Origin of the sequence: Nonomuraea sp. NPDC052116 (genome assembly GCF_040680035.1) — a bacterium.
GTDB lineage: Bacteria > Actinomycetota > Actinomycetes > Streptosporangiales > Streptosporangiaceae > Nonomuraea > Nonomuraea angiospora_A.
This window is the reverse complement of record NZ_JBFAWA010000012.1, coordinates 72,415-95,467: the sequence shown is the minus strand read 5'-3', so window position 1 is coordinate 95,467 and position 23,053 is coordinate 72,415. Positions and strand designations below refer to the sequence as shown.

Below are 23,053 nucleotides of genomic sequence, written 5' to 3'. Positions count from 1 at the left end.
TATCCGGCGATGACCCGTCAGGACCCGGGATTTCGCGGGACGAGCAGCCCCCGGTTGAACGCCTCGGTGACGGCAGCGGCGCGGTCGTTCACCCCGAGCTTGGCGTAGATGTTCAGCATGTGGGACTTGACGGTGGCCTCGGTGAGGAACAGCTTGGCCGCCGCCTCCCGGTTCGTGGCTCCGGCCGCCACCAGGTGCAGCACTTCTACCTCGCGCGGGCTGAGCGGCCCCGGGGCGGGCCGGCGTACCCGGCTCATCAACAGGGCCGCCACCGACGGCGCGAGCACCGCCTCGCCCCGGGCCGCCGCCCGGACCGCGCGCAGCAGCTCGTCGCGGGGAGCGTCCTTGAGGAGGTATCCGGTGGCGCCGGCCTCGATCGCGGGGAGCACGTGGCTGTCGGTGTCGTACGTGGTCAGCACCAGCACGCGGGCCTGGCTCCCCCGCTCGGCGAGCTCCCTGGTCGCGCTCACCCCGTCCATGCCGGGCATCCGCAGGTCCATGAGGATCACGTCCGGACGCAGGGCCTGGGCCAGCCGGACCGCCTCGGCCCCGTCGGCGGCCTCGCCGAGCACCTCGAACTCCGGGTCACGGGCGAACATGCCGGCGAGCCCGTCCCTGACCACCGGATGATCATCCACGATCAGCAGCCCGATCGGGCCGGCGGGGCGGCTCACGCGCTCACCTCCGCCCGCTCGGCGGGGACGCGGGCCGAGATGCCCGTGCCGGCGCCCGGCTCCGACTCGACCTGCAGCGTGCCGGACAGGCTCTCCATCCGCTGCCGCATCGCGATCAGGCCGAACCCGCCGCGATCGGCCCGGAAGCCGTCGGCGGCGGCGTCCAGCGCGTTGTCGAGTTGGGCCGGGTCGAAGCCGCCGCCGTCGTCGCGGACGTCCAGGGCCGTCTCGTGCTCCAGATACGACAGCGTCACCCCCACCCTGGTCGCCCGCGCGTGCTTGGCCACGTTGGCCAGGGCCTCCTGCGCGATCCTGAGCAACGCGGCCTCCGCCTCCGGCCGGATCGGCCACGCCGTACCGGTCGTCGTGACCTGGACCGGGATCTCGTGCAGTGCCGACCAGCGCTCGGCGACGCCCGCCAGCGCCTCGCTCAGCATGGCCGATCGCAGCGGCTCGGGACGCAGCGCGTGCACCGACCGCCGCGCCTCCGACAGGCTCTCCCTGGCCAGCTTGGTCGCGGCGGCGACGTGCCCGCGCCAGGCCGCCGGGTCGTCGCCGGCGTGCTCGGCCGCGCGCAGCTGGCTGACGATGCCGGTCAGCCCCTGCGCCAGGGTGTCGTGGATCTCCCGCGCCATCCGCTGCCGCTCGTCCTGCACGCCGGCGTTGCGCGCCTGCGCCAGCAGCCGTTCGTGCAGGGCCGCGTTCTCCGCCAGCGACGCCGCCAGCCTGCGGTTCGCCTCGCGGGCCTCCTGGAGCGCGCGCTCCCGCTCCTCGTTCTGCCGGGCGCCGCGCCGGGCGAACCAGGCGAAGGCGCACATGGGGAGCGCGTTCGCGGCCACGACGGCGGCGTAGGTGGCCAGGCCGGCGACCGTGGTCTTGTCCACGCCGTACGCCTGCGCCGTGCCCGCCACCACCGCCACCGCGCCGACGCCGACCGGCTGCCACGGCCAGCGCAGGAGCCGGAAGGCGTAGACGTACCCGGCGGGGGTGAAGGCCCCGAACCACGGGTCCCTGATCGCCAGGATCGCCATGAGCAGGATCAGCACCGCGCAGAACACCGCCATCACCGGCGCCCGCCCGCGCCAGGCGGGACGGAGCGTGAAGACGCCCAGCATCCACGCCGCCGTCAGCGCGCACAGGACCAGGTCGACGACCAGGGACTCGCCCGCCGAGCTCTTGAAGGCCACGGTGACACCGGTCAGCAACGCCAGCAACGCGTACGGCCCGACGGTCAACGCCACGGACCACCGTGCCGGCGGATCGCTCATCCGCGTCCTCCTCCCCGGCGCCTGCCCCCGGCGGACAATCTAGCCCGGATGCCGGTCAACCGGCCTGGGGAGGTTCGACGGCCAGCGCGTGCCGGAAGACGTTGCGCGGGTCCCACCGGGCCTTCACCCGCTGCAGGCGCGGGTAGTTGTCCTTGTAGTAGAGCGTCTGCGCGGGCACGCCCGAGGTGTTCCACGCGGGGTCGGCCAGGTCGGCGTCCGGGTAGTTGATGTAGGAGCCGTCATTGACCTCGCCGGGCACGGGCACGCCGCCGGTGCCGGCGTACACGTCGCGGTAGAACTCGCGGACCCAGGCGAGGTTGGCCGCGTCGTCCGCCTCGTCGCGCCAGATCGTCTGGTAGACCGCCTTCATGACCACGTCCCGCTGGGCGGTCGCGGTGGCCCCTGGTGCCACCGCGCGGACCTGGCCGCCGTAGCCGACCAGCAGCATGCCGGCGTCCGGCCCGCCGGTGGAGTTCGTCAGGTTGCGGTAGACGGCCGCGAGCTGGGGCTCGGTGAGCGAGCGTCGCAGGTAGGCGGCCTTTATCTTGTACCGCCGGTTGATCACGTCACCCGGCTCGCCGCTGCCCGGCCAGGTCATCCGGTGCAACCACGGCATCGTCCGCCGCAGGTCGAGCGCCGGGGTGAGGTCGACGCCGGCGGTCACCGCGGACACGAAGTCGGTCACCATGCCGTCGGCGCCGGGGAGGTCCGCGTCGATCTGCGACACCAGCGTGACGGTCCCGCCGACGCGGTGCGAGATCAGGAGGATCCCGTACAACCCGGCGTGCGGGGAGCCGGGCGCGCTGTTGCGCTCGTGCCAGTTTCCGAAGTTACGCATCAGCCCGGTGAGCGCCTGCTCGGTCATGTGCTCCCAGGACCAGATGACCACGTGCTGCACCATCCGCCGCGGCGCCGGGGGCAGCAGCCGGGACGGGTCGGTGCCGGTGACGCCGGGCGAGCGCAGCCAGTACCGGGTGACCACGCCGAAGTTGCCGCCGCCACCGCCGGTGTGCGCCCACCACAGGTCGTGGTTCGGATCGTCCGGGTCACGGGTGGCGACGACCGCGCGGGCGGTGCCGTCGCGGTCGACCACCACGACCTCCACGCCGTACAGGTGATCCACCACCGAGCCGTACCGCCGGGACAGCGCCCCGTACCCGCCGCCCGCGAAGTGCCCACCGGCGCCCACCTCGGGGCAGCTGCCGCCGGGGATCGTCACGCCCCAGCCGGTGAGCAGCGTCCGGTACACGTGGCCGAGGGTGGCGCCGGGTTGCACGGAGAACGCCCGCCGGCCGGCGTCGTAGCCGACCGCGTCCATCGGGGACAGGTCCAGCAGCATCCGCACCGCCGGGTCGGCGGTGAAGTTCTCGAAGCAGTGACCGCCGCTGCGTACCGCGACCCGCCGGCCGGACCGCACCGCCTCCTGCACCGCGCGCACCACCTGCTCGGTCGACCCGGCCACGCGGATCTCGTCCGGGCGGCCGACGAAGCGGAAGTTGTTGCCGCGCAGCAGCTGGTCGTAGCGGATGTCGCCCGGACGTACGGTCACCGGCCCGAACGCCTCCGGCGCGGCCTGGGCCTCGGCGTCGCCCGTGCCCAGCAGGGTGACCGCCGCGGCGCCCGCACCGGCGAGCACCCCACGACGGCTCACCGCCGCGCCCGTTTGTCCCTCGCGCGCTTCTGGCATGTGTTCTCGCTCCTTCCGACTGGCTAGGAGCCGTCAGCCTCTCAATCCGGCAGCGAGCCACACATCCGTCCATGTCATGAATCGGCGGCTGAGCCCCTCACCCCGCCGAACGGCTGATCCGCCCCGCCGAACGGCTGACCGGGGGCCGTCCTGCGGATGGCCCATTCGGCCACGGCGAGGTTGATGCCCCAGGCCAGGCCGTGGAGCAGTGCCCTGGCGACGGCATGGGCATCGCCGCCCGTAGCCGCGTACCAGACGGCGAAGAGCACCGCCTGCGTGCCCGCGCCCATGCCGAGCGCGTAGGCGCGGATCATCCAGGCGCGGTGCCGGGCGACGTCGCGCCGCAGGATCGCGGCGAAGCCGAGGGCGAGGGAGCCGGCCATAGCCGTGCCGGCCGCCAGGCGGAAGACGGTCAGGAGTCCGGTGTCGTCGGCGGGAAGGTCGGAGAACAGGGTCATCCACAGGCCGGTGAGCGCCGCGAGCAGGCCGCACGGCACCAGCACCCGCCCGGCCGCCCGATGCCAGGCGGGCCTGCGGCGGCGGAAGCCGGGCGCGAATTGGAAGGCGCCCAGGACGCTGTAAACGGTGACGCCGACGATGTGCAGCATCACGGGCACGGGGTCGGCGTGGAAGCGGGCGCCGTCCGGGAGGATGGCGGCGCCGCCGGCCAGCTCGGCCGCGCGGGCGGCGCCCGCGAGCACGGGGACGGCGCTGAGTACGAGCAGTCCGGCCGGGATGAGCCGGCCCGCCTTCGTAGGGGTCATGGCTCGATGGTGGCAACGGGGGCGGGGCCGGTTCATCGGCGGAAGGGCTCGTGCTCGTTCCGCCTTTCGGCCGCCGGCAGCGTAGTACTTTCGGCCGAAGGGTGAACCTGGCCGGCTTCTCGTCCGACTGTGCTGGGTGACGGGAGGACGAGATGACCGATGAGCTGCTGGTGGTCCGCGCCCAGTTGGGTGAGCGGGCGGCACTGGCCGAGCTGGTGGAGCGCTGGCGGGTGCCGGTGTGGACGTACGTACGGCGCATGCTGGACGCCGAGCGGGCCGACGACGTGAGCCAGGAGGTGTGGCTGGCCGTGATCCGGGGCCTGCCGCGGCTGAGGGAGCCCGCCCGGTTCGCGCCCTGGCTGTTCACGATCGCCCGCCGGTCGGTGACCGACCGCCTGCGCAGCCAGTACGCCCGGGAGGAGCTCGCCACCCGCGTCGTGGTCGCCGAGGACCCGGTGGAGGCCGCACTGGACGCCATGGTGGACCGGGCCGAGCTGGTGAGCGCCCTGTCGGAGCTGCCGGTGCTGGAGCGGGAGATCCTCGTCCTGTTCTACCTGGAGGACCTGTCGGTGGAGGACTGCGCGCAGATCTGCCGGATCCCCGCTGGCACGGTCAAGTCCCGGCTCAACCGTGCCCGTCGCCTGCTGCGTGAACACCTCGAGGAGAAGGGATCCCGGGCATGACCGAGGACGAACCGCGCCTGTCGGCGCGAGAGATGATCGAGCGGCTCGAGCCCGCGCTGTCGCCGAAGCGGCGGCTCCGGGCGGTGGTGGCGCTGGCCGCCGGGTCGGCCGGGGCGCTGTTCGCGGGCGCGCTGTGGTGGAGCGAGCCCGGGCCGCTGCCGGAACGCACGCACCTGGCCTTCGCGACGCTCACCGTGTTCTGCCTGGCCTGGGCCTGCTACGGCGGCTGGCTGGTGACGCGCCGGGTGCCGTTGTTCGCCGCCGACCGGGTGATCGCCGCCTGGCTCGGCCTGGCCGCCTCGCTCACCACCACTGGTGTGCTGGCCGCCTTCGCCGTCCAGCGCGGCACCGGGCTCGGGCTGCCGCTGGCGGTCGGAGGGCTGTTCGTCGCGGGGGCGCTGGTGCTGGTCGTACGCGCGCATGCCCGCCAGGCCGCGCTGCTGCGCCGCCTGCGCGAGCTGACCGAGCCGCCCTCGTCATGAGGCGGCGCGCCGTGGACCACGTCGTACACCGGCGGCAGCGCCAGCCTGTGGGCGCCCGACATCTCCTACCGCAACGGGCGCTACTACCTCTACTACTCGGCGTCGACGTTCGGCTCGCGCAATTCGGCGATCTTCCTGGCCACCAGCACCACGGGCGCGTCAGGCTCCTGGGCGAACCAGGGCATGATCATCTCCACCACCTCGTCGAGCAACTACAACGCCATCGACCCGAACCTCGTCGTGGACGCCCAGGGCCGCTGGTGGCTCTCCTTCGGGTCGTTCTGGACCGGGATCAAGCTCATCCAGCTCGACCCCGCCACCGGCAAGCGCCTCGGCACCTCGATCACCGGCCTGGCCCAGCGCACCGGCACGACCGCGATCGAGGCGCCGTTCATCTTCCGGCACGGCTCGTACTACTACCTGTGGGTGTCGTTCGACGCCTGCTGCCAGGGGGCGAGCAGCACCTATCGGATCATGGTCGGCCGTTCGAGCAGCGTCACCGGCCCGTACGTGGACCGCAACGGCGTCGCCATGACCTCGGGCGGCGGCACCCAGGTCCTGGCCGGGCACGGGAGCGTGCACGGGCCGGGCCACCAGGCGGTGGTCCCCGACAGCGACGCCGAGGTGCTCTACTACCACTACTACGCCGACAACGGCGCGCCCCTGCTGGGGATCAACCTCCTCGGATACGACAGCGCGGGCTGGCCCTTCGTCTACTGACCCGCCACGGATCGCAGCACGGCGACGCCCGAGGGCGGCAGCGTGACGGACTCGACGTCCTCGCCGGAGAGGGCGTCGGTCCACTCGCCGCCGGGGGTGACGTCGTGCTTCTCGCCGGTGTGGTTCAGCAGGATCAGGAAGCGGCGGCCGGCGCCGGCGCGCACGCTCGCCTGGACCCCCGGAGGCAGCCCTTCGACGGCGGGCGTGACGCCCGCCTCGGCGAGCGCCCGCGCGAGGACCGCCCGCATGGCGGGCTCGTCGAGGCGGGTCGACAGGTAGCGGGCGGTTCCCTCGCCGAAGTCGTGCCTGGTCACGGCCGGGCGGCCGTCGGGACCGTCGAAGACGACCTCGGGCTCGGCCCCGGTGAGGCGCAGGTCCTCGCGCCACAGGTCGGCCGTCCCCTCGAGGTGCGCCAACGCCCCGCAGCCCCGTACGGGGAACGTCTCGTGCTCGGCCGCCGGCCAGAACTCCTCGACCCGCACCCCGAGGACCTCACGCAGCGGCGCGGGATAGCCGCCCAGGTGGACCCGGTCGTGCTCGTCCACGATGCCGCTGAAGAACGAGACGACCAGCGCGCCGCCGCCGGCGACGTACGCCGAGACGCGCCGCGCGTCCTCGCCCGCCAGCAGGTACAGGTTGGGCACGACGACGAGCCGGTAGCCGGTCAGGTCGGCCGACGGCGGCACCACGTCCACGCCCGCGCCGAGCTCGAACAGGGGTCCGTAGTGGTCGAGCAGGCGGTCCTGCTGGCGCACGCCGTCGGAGGGGTGGGAGTCGAGCTCGAGCGCCCACCAGCTGTTCCAGTCGAGCAGGATCGCCACCTGGTTGCGCACCCGCGTGCCGGCCAGGTCGGGCACCGAGGCCAGCTCCCTGCCGAGCGCCACGATCTCGCGGTAGACCCTGCTGTCGGCGCCCGCGTGCGGCACCATGCCGGAGTGGAACTTCTCGGCGCCGCCCCGTGACTGCCGCCACTGGAAGTAGAGGACCGCGTCGGCGCCGTGCGCGACCGCCTGCCAGCTCCACAGCCGCATCTGGCCCGGCTGCTTGACGGCGTTCCTGGCCCGCCAGTTCACCGCGCTCGGCGCCTGCTCCATGAGGATCCACGGGTCCCCGCCGCCGGCTCCGCGCATCGTGTCGTACACCAGGCCGGGGCCGAGGTGCGGCCGCTCGTCGTGGGGGTCGGGGTAGGAGTCGACCGCGACGACGTCCAGCCCGGGCGCCCAGTCGAAGACGTCCACGGCCTTCAGGCCGGCCAGGAAGTTCGTGGTGATCGGCACGTCGGGGGTGACGCGCCGCAGGATGCCGGCCTCCAGGTCGTAGCAGGCGCGCAGCGCCTCGTTGCCGAAGCGCAGGTAGTCGAGCTGCTGGGCCGGATTGGGGTACGTCGGAGCCACGCGGGGCGGCCGGATGTGGTCGAAGGTGGCGTAGCGCTGCGCCCAGAAGTCCGTCGACCAGGCGTCGTTCAGCGCCTCGATGTCGTCGCCGTACCGCTCGCGCAGCCAGCGGCGGAAGTCGTCCGCCGACACCTCGCAGTAGCAGGCGGGGATGTGGCAGCCGTACTCGTTGCCGACGTGCCACAGGCCGAGGGCCGGGTGGCCGCGATAGTGCTCGGCCAGCCGCTCCGCCAGCAGCGCGGCGCGTTCGCGGTAGACCGGGCTGGACGGGCAGAAGTGCTGCCGCCCGCCGGGGCCGAGCACGGTCCCGTCGGCGGTGACCGGCAGGATCTCGGGATGCTCGTGGACCAGCCAGGGCGGCGGCGAGGCCGTCATGGTGGCCAGGTCGGCGGTGATCCCGTGCGCGTGCAGGTCATCCAGGACCTGGTCGAAGAGGGAGAAGTCGTACGCGCCGCGCGCCGGCTCCACGCGGGCCCAGCCGAACACGCCGACGGTGACGAGGTTCACCCGGGCCTCGGCCATGAGGCGCAGGTCCTCCGCCCTGGTCTCGGCCGGCCACTGCTCGGGGTTGTAGTCGCCGCCGAAGGCCACACCGCCGAGCCGGCGCCGGAGCCGCTCGGCCGGTGACGGGGTGCCGGCGGTCCCGGAGACCGGGCTGACATCGCGAGGAACGGCGTTCATCGTCGGCGCGGCGGCCTCGCCGGGGCGAGGTCCGCCGCTCCTCCCTTCTTTCTGGGTCACGTACGGGGTGGCGCGCCGGTGCTCTGCCGGACGACCAGCTCGGGGGCGACGAAAGCGGTGGCGGACGGGGCCGCCCCGGTCTCGATCTGGCCGATCATGAGCGCCACGATCTTCTCGGCCACCACGTCGAAGTCCTGGCGGACGGTGGTGAGCGGCGGGGAGAGGTAGGCCGACTCGTCGAGGTCGTCGAAGCCGGCGATGCTGACGTCCTCGGGGACGCGGTGACCCGCCTCGATCATCGCGCGCATCACGCCGAGGGCCATCTGGTCGTTGGCGGCGAAGACGGCCGTCACGCCGGGCCGCCGCGCCAGCTCGCGGCCCGCCTTGTAGCCGCTGGCCGCGCTCCAGTCGCCGAACAGTAACTGGGGAGTGGCGGCCCCCGCCTCCTTGAGGGTGGCGTGCCAGGACTCGGCCCGGCGCCGCGCGGCGTAGGAGTCTTCGGGCCCGGCGACGTGCCAGACGGTCTCGTGACCGAGGTCGAGCAGGTGGCGGGTGATGAGCCGGGCGCCGAGGGCCTGGTCGGTGTCCACCATGGGGTGGCGGTGGCTGACGTCGCCGTCGGCCATCACGACCGGGACGCCCGGCGGCAGCCGGAGCGACGGGGTGTCGAGGATCTGCGCCTCGATGAGCACGATGCCGTCGACCGCCTGCACCGTGAGCTGGTCGAACGCCTCGTGCACGGCCTGCTCGGTCTGCGACTCGACGGCGATCATGTTCACGGTGTAGCCGGCGCGCTGCGCCGCCCTGGTGACGGCGTCGACGGTGCGGGCGTTGCCGAAGCTGGACAGCCCGAAGCTGATCAGGCCCAGGGTACGGAACTGGCCGGTGACCAGGGCACGCGCAGCGGTGTTGGGCCGGTAGCCGAGGACCCGCATGGCCGACAGCACGCGCTGGCGGGTCTCCTCCTCGACGTTGCTGCGGTTGTTGACCACCCGGGAGACCGTCTGGCTGGAGACCCCGGCCATCGCGGCGACGTCGGCCATGGACGGCCGCCTGCGCGAGCGTCGTCCCGCCGGTGATTCCTGGGTCGTCCCGTCCAACTGCCACCTCTGATCGTCCGATGCTCTCGCCAGATGTTTACGTAAACACGCCCCAGTCGTCAATGGCCGCGAGAGATCGACATAAAAGACCACCAAATCGCCACGCATGTTAACTGACGGTTACCTATTGACATGATCCTGCGGCGGCTCCAGACTACGGGACACCTTCTTCATGTTTACGTAAACACATGATCATCGCAGCTACCGCAGCGGGCAGGCCCACGGTGGCGCAGGTAGCAGCGCGGCTCATCCGCCGCAGATGGCCCCCGACAAGGAGAGCTCAGTGCCAGTATTCGTGGCAGCGCGAACATCGCAGAGGAGCGCGACATGACCGCGCGGGCCGCGCGGCCCGGCCTCGGCCGGCCGCTCCTGCGCCTGCGGGTCGCCGGCTACGCCTTCTTCCTGCCGTTCTTCGTGGTCTTCCTGGTCGCGGTGGTCGCGCCGCTGGCGTACGCGATCTACCTCAGCTTCTTCCAGGACCGCCTCATCGGCGGCACGGTCTTCTCCGGCGTGGCCAACTACACCCGCGCCCTGGGCGACGCGCTGTTCGGGGCGGGTCTCCTCCGCGTGGCGCTCTTCCTGGTCGTGCAGGTGCCCGTCATGCTGCTCATCGCCCTGGGGTGCGCGCTCGCCATCGACAGCGGCCGGCTGCGCTGGCCGTCGCTGTTCCGCATCTCGATCTTCATGCCGTACGCGGTGCCGGCCGTGGTGGCGGCCCTCTTGTGGGGCTACATGTACGGCGACCAGTTCGGCCTGGTCGGCCAGATCGGCGACGCGCTCGGTGTCACGGCCCCCGACCTGCTGTCGCGCCCCTGGATGCTGACCTCCATCGGCAACATGGTGACCTGGGAGTACGTCGGCTACAACATGATCATCCTGTACGCCGCGCTGCGGGCCATCCCCGAGGAGCTCTACGAGGCCGCCGAGATGGACGGCGCGGGCGCCATCCGCATCGCCTGGAGCATCAAGCTGCCCGCCCTGCGCCCCGCGCTGCTCGTGGCGACGATCTTCTCGATCATCGGCAGCTTCCAGCTCTTCAATGAGCCGAACATCCTGCAGAAGCTCGCGCCCGCGGTGATCTCGACCGGCTACACGCCCAACATGTACGCCTACAACCTCGCCTTCAACGGCCAGCAGATCAACTACTCGGCCGCCGTCGCCGTGGTCCTCGGCCTCGTCACCGTCGTGGTCGCGTACGCCGTGCAGCTCATCACGGCGAGAAGGGAGCAGACCCTGTGAACGCCCCTGTGACCGGCGTCCCCGGGCGCCGCAGGAAGAGCATCAGCCTCACCGTGATCATGCTGGTGATGTTCGCGTATGCGGTGCTCCCGCTGTTCTGGCTGCTGGCCAACGCCAGCAAGAGCAGCGGCGACCTGTTCTCGACCTTCGGGCTCTGGTTCGGCGGGGACTTCCACCTGTTCGCCAACATCGGCGACACCCTGAGCTACCAGAACGGCATCTTCCTGCGCTGGTTCGGCAACACCGTGCTCTACGCCGTGGTGGGCGCGGGCGGCGCCGCCCTGCTGGCCACTCTCGGCGGGTACGCGCTGGCGAAGTACGACTTCCCGGGCCGCAAGCTGCTGTTCGCGATGGTGCTCGGCGCGATCTCCATCCCGGGCACGGCCCTGGCGGTGCCGACGTACCTGCTCTTCAGCCAGGTCGGGCTCGTCGACACCCCGTGGGCGGTGCTCATCCCGGCGCTGTGCAGCCCGTTCGGCCTCTATCTGATGCGGGTCTACGCGGCCGACGCCGTGCCCGACTCGATCCTGGAGTCGGCCCGCATCGACGGCGCGGGCGAGTTCAGGATCTTCCGCACCATCGCCCTGCGACTGCTGGCCCCCGGGTTCGTCACGGTGCTGCTCTTCGCGCTGGTCGCGACCTGGAACAACTACTTCCTGCCGCTGATCGTGCTGAACACGCCGGACTGGTTCCCGCTCACCGTCGGGCTGAACCAGTGGAACGCCCAGGCCAACAGCGGCACCTCCGGCGCCGGAGACGCCAGCTACCAGCTCATCCTGACCGGCAGCCTGCTGTCCATCGTGCCGTTGATCGTCGCCTTCCTGGTGCTCCAGCGGTACTGGCAGTCGGGCCTGGCCACCGGAAGCGTCAAGCAGTAACCCCCCGTGAGTGAGGAAACATCATGAGAAGACATGCGATGACCGCCGGTGTCGCCGCGGCCCTGTCGCTGGCGCTGGCCGCGTGCGGTGGCGGTTCTGGAGGGGGCGCCACCGCACCGGCCGCCGCCCCGAGCGCGACGGCGGCCGTCCAGGACGCGCTGAGCAAGCCGGCCGAGCTGACGTTCTGGACCTGGGTCACGGGGGTCGAGAAGACCGTCGCCCGCTTCCAGGCGAAATATCCGAACATCAAGGTCAACGTGGTGAACGCGGGGCAGTCCGCCGACCAGTACACCAAGTTGCAGACCGCGATCAAGGCCGGCTCCGGCGCGCCCGACGTGGCGCAGGTCGAGTACTTCGCGCTCCCGCAGTTCGCGCTGGCCAAGCAGGTCGTCAACCTGGCGGACTACGGCGCCGCCTCGTTGAAGGACAAGTTCGCCCCCGCCGCGTGGGGCCAGGTGGCGATCAACGGCGGCGTCTACGGCATCCCGCAGGACACCGGCCCCATGGCGATGTTCTACCGCAAGGACATCTTCGACAAGCTGAAGATCAAGCCCCCGACCACGTGGGCCGAGTTCGTGGACGCGGCCAAGAAGATCAAGGCCGACAACCCGGACAACTTCCTCACCACCATCGACCCCGGTGACGCCGGCGGCGTGGACAGCATGATCTGGCAGGCGGGCGGCGCGCCGTTCAAGACCTCGGGCGAGAGCTCGGTCGGCGTCACGCTGTCCTCCGACCCCGGCGTCAAGCAGTGGGTCGGCACCTGGACCACCCTGCTCGGCGAGAAGCTGGTGGACCCGCAGCCCGGCTGGACGGACGAGTGGTGGAAGGGCATGGGCTCCGGCAAGTACGCGGCCTGGCTGACCGGCGCCTGGGCCCCGAACGGCATCATCAACTCCATCCCCAAGACGAAGGGCAAGTGGGCGGTCGCCCCGATGCCGCAGTTCGACGCGGCCAAGCCGATGAACTCCGAGAACGGCGGCTCGTCGGTCGCGGTCATCCCGCAGAGCAAGAACATCCCGGCCGCCGTCGCCTTCGCCGAGTGGCTCAACTCCGACCCGGAGGCCGTCAAGTCGCTGAACTCCGAGGCCGGGCTGTTCCCCGCCACGAAGGCGCTGCTCGACGACCCGGCCTTCCGTGACGCGCCGCTGGACTTCTTCGGCGGGCAGAAGATCAACCAGGTCCTGGGCGACGCCTCGGCCGCCGTCCGCCCCGACTGGCAGTACCTGCCGTTCCAGGTGTACGCCAACAGCGTCTTCAAGGACACCGTGGGCCAGGCCATCGACGGCGGCGGCGACCTGGCCGGCGCGCTGAAGGCGTGGCAGGACCGCATCACCGCCTTCGGCACCGAGCAGGGCTTCACGCTCACCAGCGGCTGACCCGGCGAAGCGGGCGGCCCGGCGAAATGCCGAGCCGCCCGTTTCTTTATGATCGGACCCGTGCTGTCCGCTCTGGAACGCGAGATCCGCGAGATCGCGGCGAGCGACGAGCCGCTGCCCGGACTGCCGTACACGGCCTTCCGCGAGTACGGACGCACGGGAGAGCGGCTGGGCTACGAGCGGCGCTACTTCGGCCGCCGCGCCAGGCTCGCGGCTCTGGCCCTGCGTGATCCCTTGGGGGACGCGCTCGACGACGTGGTGTGGGCGACCTGCGACGAGTACACGTGGGTGCTGCCCGCCCACCGGTCGATGCCCGTCGACCTGTTCGCCTGCGAGACCGCCCACACGCTGGCCGAGCTCGCCGGGCGGGTGGACCCGGTGGTCGGCGAGCGGGCCCGCGCCGAGGTCGGGAACCGGGTCCTCGACCGGTTCCTGGACCCGCGTCCCATGGAGTGGGAGGGGTTCGGCAACAACTGGGAGGCGGTGTGCGGGGGCGCCGCCGGGATGGCGGCGCTCGCCGTGCTGGACGACCCGGAGCCGGTGCTGGCGCGATGCCGGGCCGCGATGCGGCGGTTCCTGGACGGGTACGGGGACGACGGCGGCTGCGTCGAAGGCGTCGCGTACTGGGTCTACGGGTTCGGCTACTTCGTCTACTTCGCCGAGGCGCTGCGCGAGCGTACCGGGGAGGATCTGCTCGACCATCCCAGGGTGGCCGCGATGGCCGCGTTCCCGCACCGGGTGCGCTTCGCCGACGGCGGGCACGTGCCGTTCTCGGACACGACGGACGACCCGTTCCTCCCGGCCGGCCTGCTCACCAGGCTGGCCGAGCGTTTCGGCACCCCCGGGCCGGACGCCGTCCCCTCCTTCCACGCCGACCACTGCTACCGGTGGGGCCACCTGTCCAGGACGCTCGCCTGGTACCGCCCGGTGCCGTCACGGCCGGTGGAGACCACCAGCTACCTGCCCGACCTGGCCTGGGTGGTGGACCGGGGGGAGCGCGGCCACGGCTTCGCGGCCAAGGGCGGACACAACGACGAGCCGCACAACCACGACGACCTCGGCCATTTCGTCCTCAGGGCCGGCGGCCGCAACGTGCTGGACGACCTCGGGGCCGGCGAGTACACGCGGGACTACTTCGGCGACCGGCGCCACACCTTCCTGCACCCCTCGGCGGAGGGCCACTCGCTCCCGGTCGTCGGCGGCGTCCCCCAGCGCGGCGGGCGCGCCGAGGTGCTGGAGTACGCCGAGACGCCCGACGGCCTGACCTTCGCGCTCGACCTCAGCTCCGCCTACCCGTCGCCCGTGGTCCGCCGCTTCCGCTGGCACCGGGACGGCCGGCTCGACCTGCGTGACGAGTTCACCGGCGACGTCCCGGTCGAGGAGGTGTTCATCAGCCGGATCCGCCCCGAGGCGCGCGGCGACCGGGTGAGCTGGGACGGCCTGGTCACCCTCGACCATCCCGGGTTCGCGGCGACGGTCGAGACGCTCGCCACCCGCGACCACCACGGCCGTCCCGACACCGTCCACCGCCTGCGGCTACACGTCCCGCCCGGCCATCCGGCCGTCGACCTCCGCTTCACGTGCCATTGACCCCACCCCGGCGAGGGTGAGCTCGGCCGCATGGTGGCAGGCCGCCCGCCGCTCGCCGTGCGCGCGCAGATCGGGCACGTCGGCGCCACGCTGATCAACACCGCCCGCGGCACGCTCGTCGACACCGAGGCGCTCACCGGCGAGTGCGTGTCCGGCAGGCTCAACGCGATCCTCGACGTCACCGACCCCGAACCCCTGCCGGCGGGCCATCCCCTGCTGTCCGCGCCCGGGGTCTGGGTGACCCCGCACGTCAGCGGCGCCCGGGGCAGGGAGCTGCGCGCGCTGGGCGAGTACGCAGTGGGCGAGGTCGAACGGTTCGTCACGGGACGGCCGCTGCACGGGCAGGTCCGCCTCGCCGACCTGCCGCGGATCGCCTGACTCCCGTCGGTTCACACCGGTTTGCAGCGCACCGCCGTGACGTCGCCGCGCAGCGCGCACTTCCCGGCCGCGTACGGGACGAGCAGCGTGTCCCCGGCCCCGACCTGGAGCGGCGCGCCGTGCTCGCACTCGACGGAGCCGGCACCGGCGGTGATCACGACGACCGAGTACGCCGGCTCCAGCACGCTGACCGGATCGGGCCGCAGCCGCTCGGCCGCGAAGAACTCGTCGGCGAGCTCGGTGAAGAGCCGCTGGACCCCGGGCCGGGCGTCGGCCGACGGGCGGCGGGCGCGGCTCAGCTCGGCGAGCCCTTCCTCACCCCAGCCGCTCCTGTCGACGCAGGCGAGCGCCTGGTCGTAGCCGAGCCCCAGGTGCCCGGCGGCCGAGCCGTCGATGTCGAAGCCCGCCCACTCCAGCAGCACGGAGAAGTCGGTCGGCTCCTGCACCTCGACCATGAGGACCCCGGCCCCGATGGCGTGCGGCAGGCCCGCGGGGCAGAGGATGGCGTCGCCGGCCCGCACCGGCACCCGGTTGGTGGCGTCGAGCATCCGGTCGATCCGCTGGTCCGCGACCCAGCCGGCCAGCTCGCCCGGCTCGACGTCCCTGGCGAAGCCGAGGTGCACCGCCGCCCCCGGCTCGGCCGAGACGATCACCCACGCCTCGGTCTTCCCGTACGGCGAGGCCAGGTGGGCGGCGGCGAAGCGGCGGTCGGGGTGCACGTGCAGCGGCAGGCGCTCGCCCGCGTCGAGCAGCTTCACCAGGATCGCCGGGTCCGCGCCGTGCTCGGCGACGTGCCGCTCCCCCAGCCACCACACGGGATCTCCGGCGATCGCCTCGGCCAGCGACCGGCCGTCGGGCAGCGTGGTCAGTCCCGCGGGCGCCGCGCCGTGCCGGCTCGTGGTCGAGGCGATCCAGTCCTCCGGAAAGTACGGGTCATCGGCGGGACGGACGCCGCGGAACCTGCCGATGCGCCCTTCACCCCGGTAGAACGAGCGGGGTGTGTTGGCGGGCAACCGGTAGATGGTCATGCTTCCTCAATGACGGGGTGACGTGGGCTCTTGAACGATAGCGCGCCGCCGTACCGGGAGCCTGCCCTGGGTGACGGCGAGGACTGCGCCGACGAGCAGCACGGCCGCGCCCACCGACTGCACGGTGCCGAACGACTCCCCCAGGAACAGGGCGGAGCACGCGGTCCCGACGACGGGCACGACGAACATCATGATCGACGCCGACGCCGGCCCCACGTCGCGGATGCCCCGGTAGTACAGCAGGTTCGCGACCGCGGTCGGGCCGAGCGCCACGAAGGCCACGTTCAGCCAGACGTAGGCGGGCACGTCGTGCCAGGCGACCTCGGCGGCCGACGGCGCGCTGTAGATCGCCAGGAGCACCGCCCCGCTCACCGTCGCGTACGTCGTCGCCTTGAGCGGGTCGATGCCGGCGAGCACGCGGCGGCCCATCAGCGTGAACGCCGCCCAGCAGCAGGCGCTCAGCAGGAAGAGCAGGTCCCCGGCGAGCCGGCCCTGGCCCGCGCCCGCCTCCCCGCCCGAGCCCACGAAGAAGACCACGGCCCCGGCCGCGCCGATCGCCAGCCCCGCCACCCGCGCCACCGACGCCCGCTCCTGGCCCATGACCAGCAGGAACGACGTGGTCAGCACCGGACTCATGACCGGGACGATGGTGCTCCCGTCGATCGCCGGAGCCAGCGACAGCCCCCAGAAGAACAGCACGTTGTAGACGAAGACGCCCAGCACGCCCGCGCCGGCCGCCCGCGCCCAGTCGCGCACCGGCGGCCGCCGCCGGCCGCCGGGCTGCTGGGAGAGCCGCAGGGCGACCAGCAGCGCCAGGGCTCCGCCGCCGAAGCGCAGGGTCGCGACCACGGAGTGGGGCAGGTGGTCGACGATCACCTTGGAGGCACCGAAGCCACTCCCCCACAGCAGCATCGTCGTGACCAGCAGAAGGTACGGCTTGGTGCCGCTCGTTACAGTGCTTGCCATGGGTTCACCTCCGCGACACGCCGGTCCGCGCCGGAGAACAGAGGAGACGGGCGCGGCGGCAGCGATCCAGCCTGCGCCCGGGGCGCCATGCCGGTCTTGTACGCTCGTGCGCGGCGATGACCGGATGGTGATGCGATGACCGGCGAGCGCCGCGGGCCCCGGGAGTGGACCAGCTACTGGCGCGCGGACGGGATGCCGCTGGAGGCCATGTACGCGAGCTTCCTGCGCCACCGCTACCACCGGCACAGCCACGAGACCTACTCCTTCGGCGTCACCGAGCACGGCGCGCAGACCTTCACCTGCCGTGGCGCCGGGCACACGAGCGCGGCCGGGATGGTGATGGCGTTCAACCCCGACGAGGTGCACGACGGGCACGCGGCCCACGAGCTGGGCTTCACGTACCGGATCGTGCACATCGGCGAGGACCTGATCACCGACGTGCTCCGGGATCTGACCGGGCGCCCCGCGGGGCGGCCCCTGTTCGCCGCGCCGGTCCTCGGCTCACCCGTGCTCGCGGAGCGGCTGCGCCGGCTGCACACCGCACTGCAGCACGGCGCCGGCCCGCTCGAACGCGACGAGCTGCTCTCCTCCACCGTCGCCGCCCTCGTGCGCCTGGCCGCGCGCACGCCGCCCGGACCGCCCGCCGCTCTCAGCGCGCCCGCCGTCACGCGGCTGGCCGCCAGGGCGCGCGAGCTGATCCACGACCGCCGCGCCGAGCCGATCAGCGCCGACGACCTCGCGGCCTGGACCGGCTCCAGCCGGTACGCCGTCTACCGGGCCTTCCGCACGGCCTACGGGCTCGCGCCCAGCGACTATCAGCGCCAGCTGCGGCTGCGCGCCGCCCGCCGCCTGCTCGCCCAGGGCCATCCGGCCGCCCGGGTGGCCGTCGAGGCCGGGTTCACCGACCAGGCCCACCTCACCCGCTGGTTCACCCGCTCGTACGGCGTCACGCCCACCCAGTATCGACTGGCACGACCGGTCTGAACCTCTTCTCAGTCCGTCCCAAGTCTGCCACCATTCCGCCCCAAGTCACCCTCCCTAACGTGACTCGCGACAACACCGGACAGGGAGGATGCGATGAAAAACGTCTACAAGGTCTTGGCCTACCTGGTGGCGATCGAGGTCGCCGTGCAGGCGTCGATGGTGGTCTGGGCCGACGCCGGGCTCGGCCTGTGGGTCGAAGGGGGCGGCGTGGTCGACAAGACGCTCATGGAGAGCGGCGAGACGCCGTTCGCCGAGGCCCTCGGGCTCATGATCCACGGCATGAACGGGATCTTCGTCATCCCGGTCCTCGCGCTGCTCCTGCTGATCTCCTCGTTCTGGGCGAAGCTCCCCGGGGCCGTGAAGGCGGCCGGGCTGGTGCTGCTGCTGGTCGTCCTGCAGATCACCTTCGGCCTCGTCGGCCACAGCATCCCGATGGTGGGCCTCGTGCACGGCCTCAACGCGCTGCTGCTGTTCACCGTGGCGCTCTACGCGGCACGCCGGGGCGCGGCCGTGACCTCGGCCGCCGTGCCGGGGTCGCAGCACGCGGCCCGCGGCTGACGGCGCTTCCCATGCGTCGCAACCGCCCGGATCGCGGCCGGGTCCGCACCGCCGTCGCGTGCGCCGCGACGGCGGCCGTGCTCGGGCCGCTGATCTGGCTCTGGCAGGCCAGCCTGCTGCCGTCCGCGTACTCCGTCATGGACATGGGGTACGCGGACTACGGCGGCGGGCCGCGAGGCGCCCAGAACCACGGGGCGCATGCGATGGGAGGCGCCTCAGCCCACGCCCCTGCTCAACATGGCGGGCGCGACGTGACGGAACTGGTCGCCGACGCGGACCGCCCGGCCGACGTCACGGTGACCGTGGTGGCCCGCAAGCAGCGGTTCCGGCTGGCCTCCGGCCGCGACTTCGACGGCTACACGCTCAACGGGCAGTCGCCCGGCCCGGTCATCAAGGCCGTCCAGGGCCGGCTGGTCCAGGTCCGGCTGGTCAACGAGTCGGTGCCGGGCGGCATCACGCTGCACTGGCACGGCGTCGACGTCCCCAACGCCGCGGACGGCGTCGCTGGCGTCACCCAGGACGCGGTCGGCATCGGCAAGGAGTTCACCTACCGGTTCGTCGCCGACCGCGCGGGCACCTTCTGGTACCACTCGCACCAGATGTCACACGAACAGGTCCGCGGCGGCCTGCTCGGCGCGCTGGTCGTCGCGCCGGCCAAAACCGCCGGTGTGCAAGACGTCGTGGCACTGGTGCACCTGTACGGCGGCATCCGCACCGTCAACGGGCGCGAGGGCGACGTCCAGGTCAAGGCGGCGCCCGGCGCGCGGACCCGGGTACGGGTGATCAACACCGAGTACGGCGTCATGCCTGCCTGGGTGAGCGGCGCGCCGTACCGGCTCGTGGCCGTGGACGGCACCGAGGTCAGCGGGCCGGCGCCGGTGCGGGACCAGGCGGTCGCGGTGGCCGCCGGCGGACGCGCCGACCTCGAGGTCACCATGCCTGCGGACGGCTCCCCCGTGCGGATCCACCTCGGCGGTCCCGCCGGCGTCGTGCTCGGCTCGACGTCGTACGACGCGCCCCCGGTGCCGCGACCGGCGGCGACGCTCGACCCGCTCACGTACGGCACCCGGGCGCCGCTCGGGTTCGACCCCGCCAAGCCCGACCGGCGCTTCGAGTACGACGTGGGCCGCCGCCCCGGCTTCCTCGACGGGGTCCCCGGAGTGTGGTGGACGATCAACGGCCACCTGTACCCCGACGTGCCCATGTTCCACGTGACCGAGGGTGACGTGGTGCGGATGCGCATCTCCAACAACAGCGGCGAGGCGCACCCCATGCACCTGCACGGCCACCACGCGGTGGTGCTCACGCGCGACGGCGTGGCCGCCACCGGCAGCCCCTGGTGGGTGGACTCCCTCGAGGTCGGGATCGGCCAGACGTACGAGATCGCGTTCGTCGCCGACAACCCCGGCGTCTGGATGGACCACTGCCACAACCTGCCCCACGCCTCCGAAGGGCTCACGGCCCATCTGATGTACGAGGGGGTCACCACCCGGTTCACGGTCGGCGGCTCGGCCGACAACCAGCCCGAGTGAGCCCTATCGGGCGTTCGCCTGATCCCGGAGGCGATCTTGAGACCGCCGGCCGGTCACCGACTCCATCCCGGTGGACTGGCCGGACTCCAGGCCGGCCCCCTTCTACTCGGTGATCACCCACGGCATCGCCTGGGCCGACGAGGCGGGCGGCGCCGGCTTCAACGCACCACCCGGCCCCCGCTGAGGTGCGTCAGTCGCACTCGCGTCACGCGAGAGGATCCATCGGTCCTCCGGGACGACTCCGGCACGGCCCGGTCTCAGGACCAGGCGATCTCGCCATGGCGGGAGACGAAGCGTCCGGTGCCGGTGCCGGGCCCTTCGGTGGCGAGGGCGACGATCGCGTCCACGCCCTCGGCAACGGTCTGGGGGCCGCTGTGACCGTTGAGGTCGGTCGCGGTGTAGCCGGGGTCGGCGGCGTTGACGCGGATGCCCTTGAGCCCCTTCGCGTATTGCGTGGTCAACATCGTCAGCGCCGCCTTCGAGGAGGTGTACAGCGGCGCGATGACGTGCGATTCGGGCCGGCCGGGGTCGTGGGTGAAGGCGAGGGAGCCCCTGCCGCTGCTGATCGCAGGGGCGTCCGAGCGGCGCAGCAGCGGTCACGGTGGACTGCGACATCCTGACCGACGGCGACTCCGAGCTCAAGATCGTCATCATGACCGCCGTACCCGGCAGCGAGGACGAGACCAAGCTCCGGCCCCGGACCACGATGCCGACCTACAGGCCACATTAGGAGGAGCCCTCACTAAGTAGCCCCCGATTCCTCCCCTATGTCGTTGACCACCCTCCAAGTTGATGTTAGTAATGCAGGAAACCTTCATAATAACGGAGGCCACCTGTGGTCACGCGATTAGCCGCACTGGTCCTGCTCCTCACCGCCCTGCTGGCCGTCCCCCTGCCCGCCGAGGCGGCCACCGGCTACGCGTTGACGGCCGCGCAACTGGCTCAGGTCCGGCCGCTGGCGTTCACCTCGACCCTGTCGGCGCGTGACGCGGTGCTCTCCACGCTGCCGGTGACCAAGGTGCGGATGGACACCGTCATCGCCGGCGGCTACACCACCCGCGCGATCTGCCACCCCACCGACCTCCACGTCTCCGTCCCGGTCAGCGGATTCTGCTGGAACGCCACCGACGACACGACCGCGAACTGGTTCCCGCAGGGGATCACGGGCAGCGGCGACGGCATGAACGGCTCGGTGCTCTACCCGCCCTGCGACGGCTGCGCCGGCCGGAAGATCGTCGCGGTGAGCTGGCGTAGCGGCGCCTCCCACGAGTACGGAGCCAACCGGCTCGCCAGGGTCACCTTCGTCGACGTCACCGCCGGAATGTCGGGCGCCCCGTACCGGCACGTCGTCCTGGTCGAACCCGACGGCACCGCTGAGGGCTTCCACGAGATCGCCACCCACGCCGACGGCATCTCGTGGTACGGCAACAAGCTCTTCCTCGTCACCGGCGGCGACCCGGACGTGTCCGGCGGCGACCGGCTGGTCCGCGTCTTCGACCTCACCCACTTCTGGAAGATGAACTCCACCACGTCAGGGAACGTCGGCTGCGTGAGCGGCGTCTGCTCGGCGGCATACTCTGGCTTCGCCCTGCCGCAGATCGGCTACTACCGGCTCAACTCCCCGGCGGTGTGCGCCAGCCTCGACCTGACCAGGCCCTGCCTGAACGGCGTCTCGCTCGACCGGAGCGGCGCCGACCACCTGACCACCGTCGAATACAAGAGGGGCGCCTCCGGCGGGAAGATCCTGCGCTGGCCCCTCGACCCGTCCACCGCCCTGCTCAAGACCGGCTCCGACGGGCTCGTACACCCCACCGAGGGATGGACCAGCCCGGTCTGGGAGCTGCAGGGCGGCGTGTTCACCGGCGACAACGGCGTCCTCGTCGGGCTGTGTCCCGACGGCGCGCCCGCCGTCACCTACATGCCGGGCGGCACGGCGAACATCTCAGGGGATTTCCGCAAGTCCTGCCTGCACCGCGTCACGATCTCCGCCGACCGTGGCACGCTCGACGTCCACTACATGACCACCGCCCCGGGCAACGCGCAGAACGTCGCCTACTGGCCGGCCAGCGGAGAGATATGGCTGGTCAACGAGTTCCGCGGCGATTACGACGCCATCTACGACAGCGACCGCCTCGTGCTCGCCCTGAACTGCCCGAACCTCGACTGCTGAGACCGGCACCTCGCCGGCCACCGTGCGCGATCGATCCGGTCAGCGGGCGCTGACCGGATCGCCCACCCGGATCGTGCCCGGCTCGAGGGTGACGAGGCGGATGCCGAACCAGGTCTTGCCGTCCCACTTGTGGTACCGGGCCAGCGTCCGCAGCGGCTCCTTGCCCTTCACCTGGGTCTCCGGATCGATCGTCGTCACCGCGCAACGGTCGCAGATCTCCGAGACCCGGAAGGGGACGTCGCCGATCCGCACCTCGCGCCAGCCCTCCTCCGCGAAGGCCTCCGCGCCCTCGATGATCACGCTGGGACGGAACCGTACCCGTGACAACCGCCCGGGCGGATCCTCGCCGTTCCTGGCGGCCTCCTCGGCCAGCCACCCGTCCAGGGTGAGCGCGGACGACTCCGAGATGAGCAGGAGCGGCGCGTCCCACGCGAAGCTCACCACCTCACCCGGCAACCCGCCGTGCGCCGGGTCGATCGTCCGCCGTGTGGGGTCGTCCAGCCACACCAGCCGGGCCGGGCGTCCCAGCAGCTCGCTGAACCAGGCGTGCGCGGCGTCGTCGGCGAGCACCGCCTTGTCCAGGCCGGTGAAGCCGACCCGCGTGGCAGCGCCGGTGGCGGGCGGCACGGTCAGGGGTTCCATCCCGCGCGCCGCGAGCCGCAGGCCGTCCTCGGCGGTGGGGTGCGCGGCGACGGACGCCAGGCGCGGGAACTCGCCCAGCCACAGGTTGTCGCCGTGCTCGTCGACGACCGCCCACCGCCGGTCCCCGTCCAGGCCCCAGGGGTGGACGACCGCCTCGGACCGCGCCCAACCCTGACCCGATTTCAGCGGATAAATCAGGATTTGATCAAGGATCACCGCCCAAGCTTATCCGGTTCAGTAACGGCCGTCAGGAGGC

At 72.2% G+C, this 23,053-nt stretch carries 23 protein-coding genes; 13 read left to right on the top strand and 10 right to left on the bottom strand.

Going from position 1 to position 23,053, the window contains the following annotated elements:
- Window positions 1–17 precede the first annotated feature (17 nt).
- From AB0L65_RS24140 to AB0L65_RS24125, 4 genes are all read right to left on the bottom strand, one after another.
- Window positions 18–674: a response regulator transcription factor gene (locus tag AB0L65_RS24140; protein ID WP_364248982.1), complete on the bottom strand. Its 657-nt coding sequence runs from the start codon at window positions 672–674 to the stop codon at window positions 18–20.
- Window positions 671–1,942: a sensor histidine kinase gene (locus AB0L65_RS24135; protein ID WP_364248980.1), complete on the bottom strand. Its 1,272-nt coding sequence runs from the start codon at window positions 1,940–1,942 to the stop codon at window positions 671–673. Before AB0L65_RS24135 ends, AB0L65_RS24140 begins: the two co-directional genes overlap by 4 nt.
- 55 nt (window positions 1,943–1,997) lie before the next feature.
- Window positions 1,998–3,629: an FAD-binding oxidoreductase gene (locus tag AB0L65_RS24130; protein ID WP_364248978.1), complete on the bottom strand. Its 1,632-nt coding sequence runs from the start codon at window positions 3,627–3,629 to the stop codon at window positions 1,998–2,000.
- A 74-nt stretch (window positions 3,630–3,703) separates the two neighbouring features.
- Entirely contained in the window at window positions 3,704–4,393 is a 690-nt protein-coding gene (locus tag AB0L65_RS24125; protein WP_364248976.1) for a DUF2306 domain-containing protein, read from the bottom strand.
- A 152-nt stretch (window positions 4,394–4,545) separates the two neighbouring features.
- On the opposite strand from AB0L65_RS24125, the gene AB0L65_RS24120 reads away from it, so the two are divergent.
- Genes AB0L65_RS24120 through AB0L65_RS24110 form a run of 3 tightly spaced genes read left to right on the top strand, consistent with a single transcriptional unit; the run spans window position 4,546 to window position 6,278 of the window.
- Window positions 4,546–5,076 (top strand): sigma-70 family RNA polymerase sigma factor, encoded by a 531-nt coding sequence (locus tag AB0L65_RS24120; protein ID WP_364248974.1) that lies wholly within the window; start codon window positions 4,546–4,548, stop codon window positions 5,074–5,076.
- Window positions 5,073–5,558, top strand: coding sequence for a hypothetical protein (locus AB0L65_RS24115; protein ID WP_364248972.1), 486 nt, complete (start codon window positions 5,073–5,075; stop codon window positions 5,556–5,558). Before AB0L65_RS24120 ends, AB0L65_RS24115 begins: the two co-directional genes overlap by 4 nt.
- 45 nt (window positions 5,559–5,603) lie before the next feature.
- A complete protein-coding gene (locus tag AB0L65_RS24110; RefSeq protein WP_364249289.1) occupies window positions 5,604–6,278 on the top strand; it encodes an arabinan endo-1,5-alpha-L-arabinosidase in 675 nt (224 codons plus the stop codon).
- Here AB0L65_RS24110 and AB0L65_RS24105 read toward each other — a convergent pair.
- Together AB0L65_RS24105 and AB0L65_RS24100 are read right to left on the bottom strand one after the other, a co-directional pair.
- Window positions 6,272–8,353: a beta-galactosidase gene (locus AB0L65_RS24105; protein WP_364248970.1), complete on the bottom strand. Its 2,082-nt coding sequence runs from the start codon at window positions 8,351–8,353 to the stop codon at window positions 6,272–6,274. The two genes, AB0L65_RS24110 and AB0L65_RS24105, sit on opposite strands and share 7 nt — an antisense overlap.
- A gap of 56 nt (window positions 8,354–8,409) precedes the next feature.
- Window positions 8,410–9,396: a LacI family DNA-binding transcriptional regulator gene (locus AB0L65_RS24100; RefSeq protein ID WP_364248968.1), complete on the bottom strand. Its 987-nt coding sequence runs from the start codon at window positions 9,394–9,396 to the stop codon at window positions 8,410–8,412.
- A 384-nt stretch (window positions 9,397–9,780) separates the two neighbouring features.
- Between AB0L65_RS24100 and AB0L65_RS24095 the strand changes: the two genes are divergently transcribed.
- The 5 genes from AB0L65_RS24095 to AB0L65_RS24075 are packed head-to-tail and all read left to right on the top strand — an operon-like array spanning window position 9,781 to window position 14,917.
- Window positions 9,781–10,692 (top strand): sugar ABC transporter permease, encoded by a 912-nt coding sequence (locus tag AB0L65_RS24095; protein WP_364248966.1) that lies wholly within the window; start codon window positions 9,781–9,783, stop codon window positions 10,690–10,692.
- Window positions 10,689–11,570, top strand: coding sequence for a carbohydrate ABC transporter permease (locus AB0L65_RS24090; RefSeq protein WP_364248964.1), 882 nt, complete (start codon window positions 10,689–10,691; stop codon window positions 11,568–11,570). Before AB0L65_RS24095 ends, AB0L65_RS24090 begins: the two co-directional genes overlap by 4 nt.
- A gap of 23 nt (window positions 11,571–11,593) precedes the next feature.
- Window positions 11,594–12,949, top strand: coding sequence for a sugar ABC transporter substrate-binding protein (locus AB0L65_RS24085; protein ID WP_364248962.1), 1,356 nt, complete (start codon window positions 11,594–11,596; stop codon window positions 12,947–12,949).
- A gap of 60 nt (window positions 12,950–13,009) precedes the next feature.
- Window positions 13,010–14,539 (top strand): heparinase II/III family protein, encoded by a 1,530-nt coding sequence (locus AB0L65_RS24080; protein ID WP_364248960.1) that lies wholly within the window; start codon window positions 13,010–13,012, stop codon window positions 14,537–14,539.
- Between the two features lie 30 nt (window positions 14,540–14,569).
- Window positions 14,570–14,917, top strand: a complete 348-nt coding sequence (locus AB0L65_RS24075; RefSeq protein WP_364248958.1) for an NAD(P)-dependent oxidoreductase — start codon at window positions 14,570–14,572, stop codon at window positions 14,915–14,917.
- A gap of 11 nt (window positions 14,918–14,928) precedes the next feature.
- On the opposite strand, the gene AB0L65_RS24070 is transcribed toward AB0L65_RS24075, so the two are convergent.
- Both AB0L65_RS24070 and AB0L65_RS24065 read right to left on the bottom strand, forming a co-directional pair.
- Window positions 14,929–15,945 (bottom strand): class I mannose-6-phosphate isomerase, encoded by a 1,017-nt coding sequence (locus tag AB0L65_RS24070; protein WP_364248956.1) that lies wholly within the window; start codon window positions 15,943–15,945, stop codon window positions 14,929–14,931.
- 6 nt (window positions 15,946–15,951) lie between these two features.
- Entirely contained in the window at window positions 15,952–16,911 is a 960-nt protein-coding gene (locus AB0L65_RS24065; RefSeq protein ID WP_364248954.1) for a DMT family transporter, read from the bottom strand.
- 135 nt (window positions 16,912–17,046) lie between these two features.
- On the opposite strand from AB0L65_RS24065, the gene AB0L65_RS24060 reads away from it, so the two are divergent.
- From AB0L65_RS24060 to AB0L65_RS24050, 3 genes are all read left to right on the top strand, one after another.
- On the top strand, window positions 17,047–17,895 hold the full coding sequence (locus tag AB0L65_RS24060) for an AraC family transcriptional regulator (RefSeq protein WP_364248952.1): 849 nt from the start codon (window positions 17,047–17,049) through the stop codon (window positions 17,893–17,895).
- A 93-nt stretch (window positions 17,896–17,988) separates the two neighbouring features.
- Window positions 17,989–18,453 carry a hypothetical protein gene (locus AB0L65_RS24055; RefSeq protein ID WP_350738118.1) on the top strand — a complete coding sequence of 155 codons (465 nt, stop codon included), beginning with the start codon at window positions 17,989–17,991 and terminating at the stop codon, window positions 18,451–18,453.
- Between the two features lie 11 nt (window positions 18,454–18,464).
- Window positions 18,465–19,985, top strand: a complete 1,521-nt coding sequence (locus AB0L65_RS24050) for a multicopper oxidase family protein (RefSeq protein WP_364248950.1) — start codon at window positions 18,465–18,467, stop codon at window positions 19,983–19,985.
- 257 nt (window positions 19,986–20,242) lie between these two features.
- On the opposite strand, the gene AB0L65_RS24045 is transcribed toward AB0L65_RS24050, so the two are convergent.
- A complete protein-coding gene (locus AB0L65_RS24045) occupies window positions 20,243–20,479 on the bottom strand; it encodes an SDR family NAD(P)-dependent oxidoreductase (protein ID WP_364249287.1) in 237 nt (78 codons plus the stop codon).
- Window positions 20,480–20,586: 107 nt separating this feature from the next.
- Between AB0L65_RS24045 and AB0L65_RS24040 the strand changes: the two genes are divergently transcribed.
- Both AB0L65_RS24040 and AB0L65_RS24035 read left to right on the top strand, forming a co-directional pair.
- Complete coding sequence (locus tag AB0L65_RS24040) at window positions 20,587–20,715, top strand: hypothetical protein (RefSeq protein WP_364248948.1); 129 nt, start codon at window positions 20,587–20,589, stop codon at window positions 20,713–20,715.
- Window positions 20,716–20,820: 105 nt separating this feature from the next.
- A complete protein-coding gene (locus AB0L65_RS24035; protein ID WP_364248946.1) occupies window positions 20,821–22,155 on the top strand; it encodes a hypothetical protein in 1,335 nt (444 codons plus the stop codon).
- A 39-nt stretch (window positions 22,156–22,194) separates the two neighbouring features.
- Here AB0L65_RS24035 and AB0L65_RS24030 read toward each other — a convergent pair whose 3' ends face one another.
- Complete coding sequence (locus AB0L65_RS24030) at window positions 22,195–23,013, bottom strand: MOSC N-terminal beta barrel domain-containing protein (RefSeq protein WP_364248944.1); 819 nt, start codon at window positions 23,011–23,013, stop codon at window positions 22,195–22,197.
- Window positions 23,014–23,053: the final 40 nt, after the last annotated feature.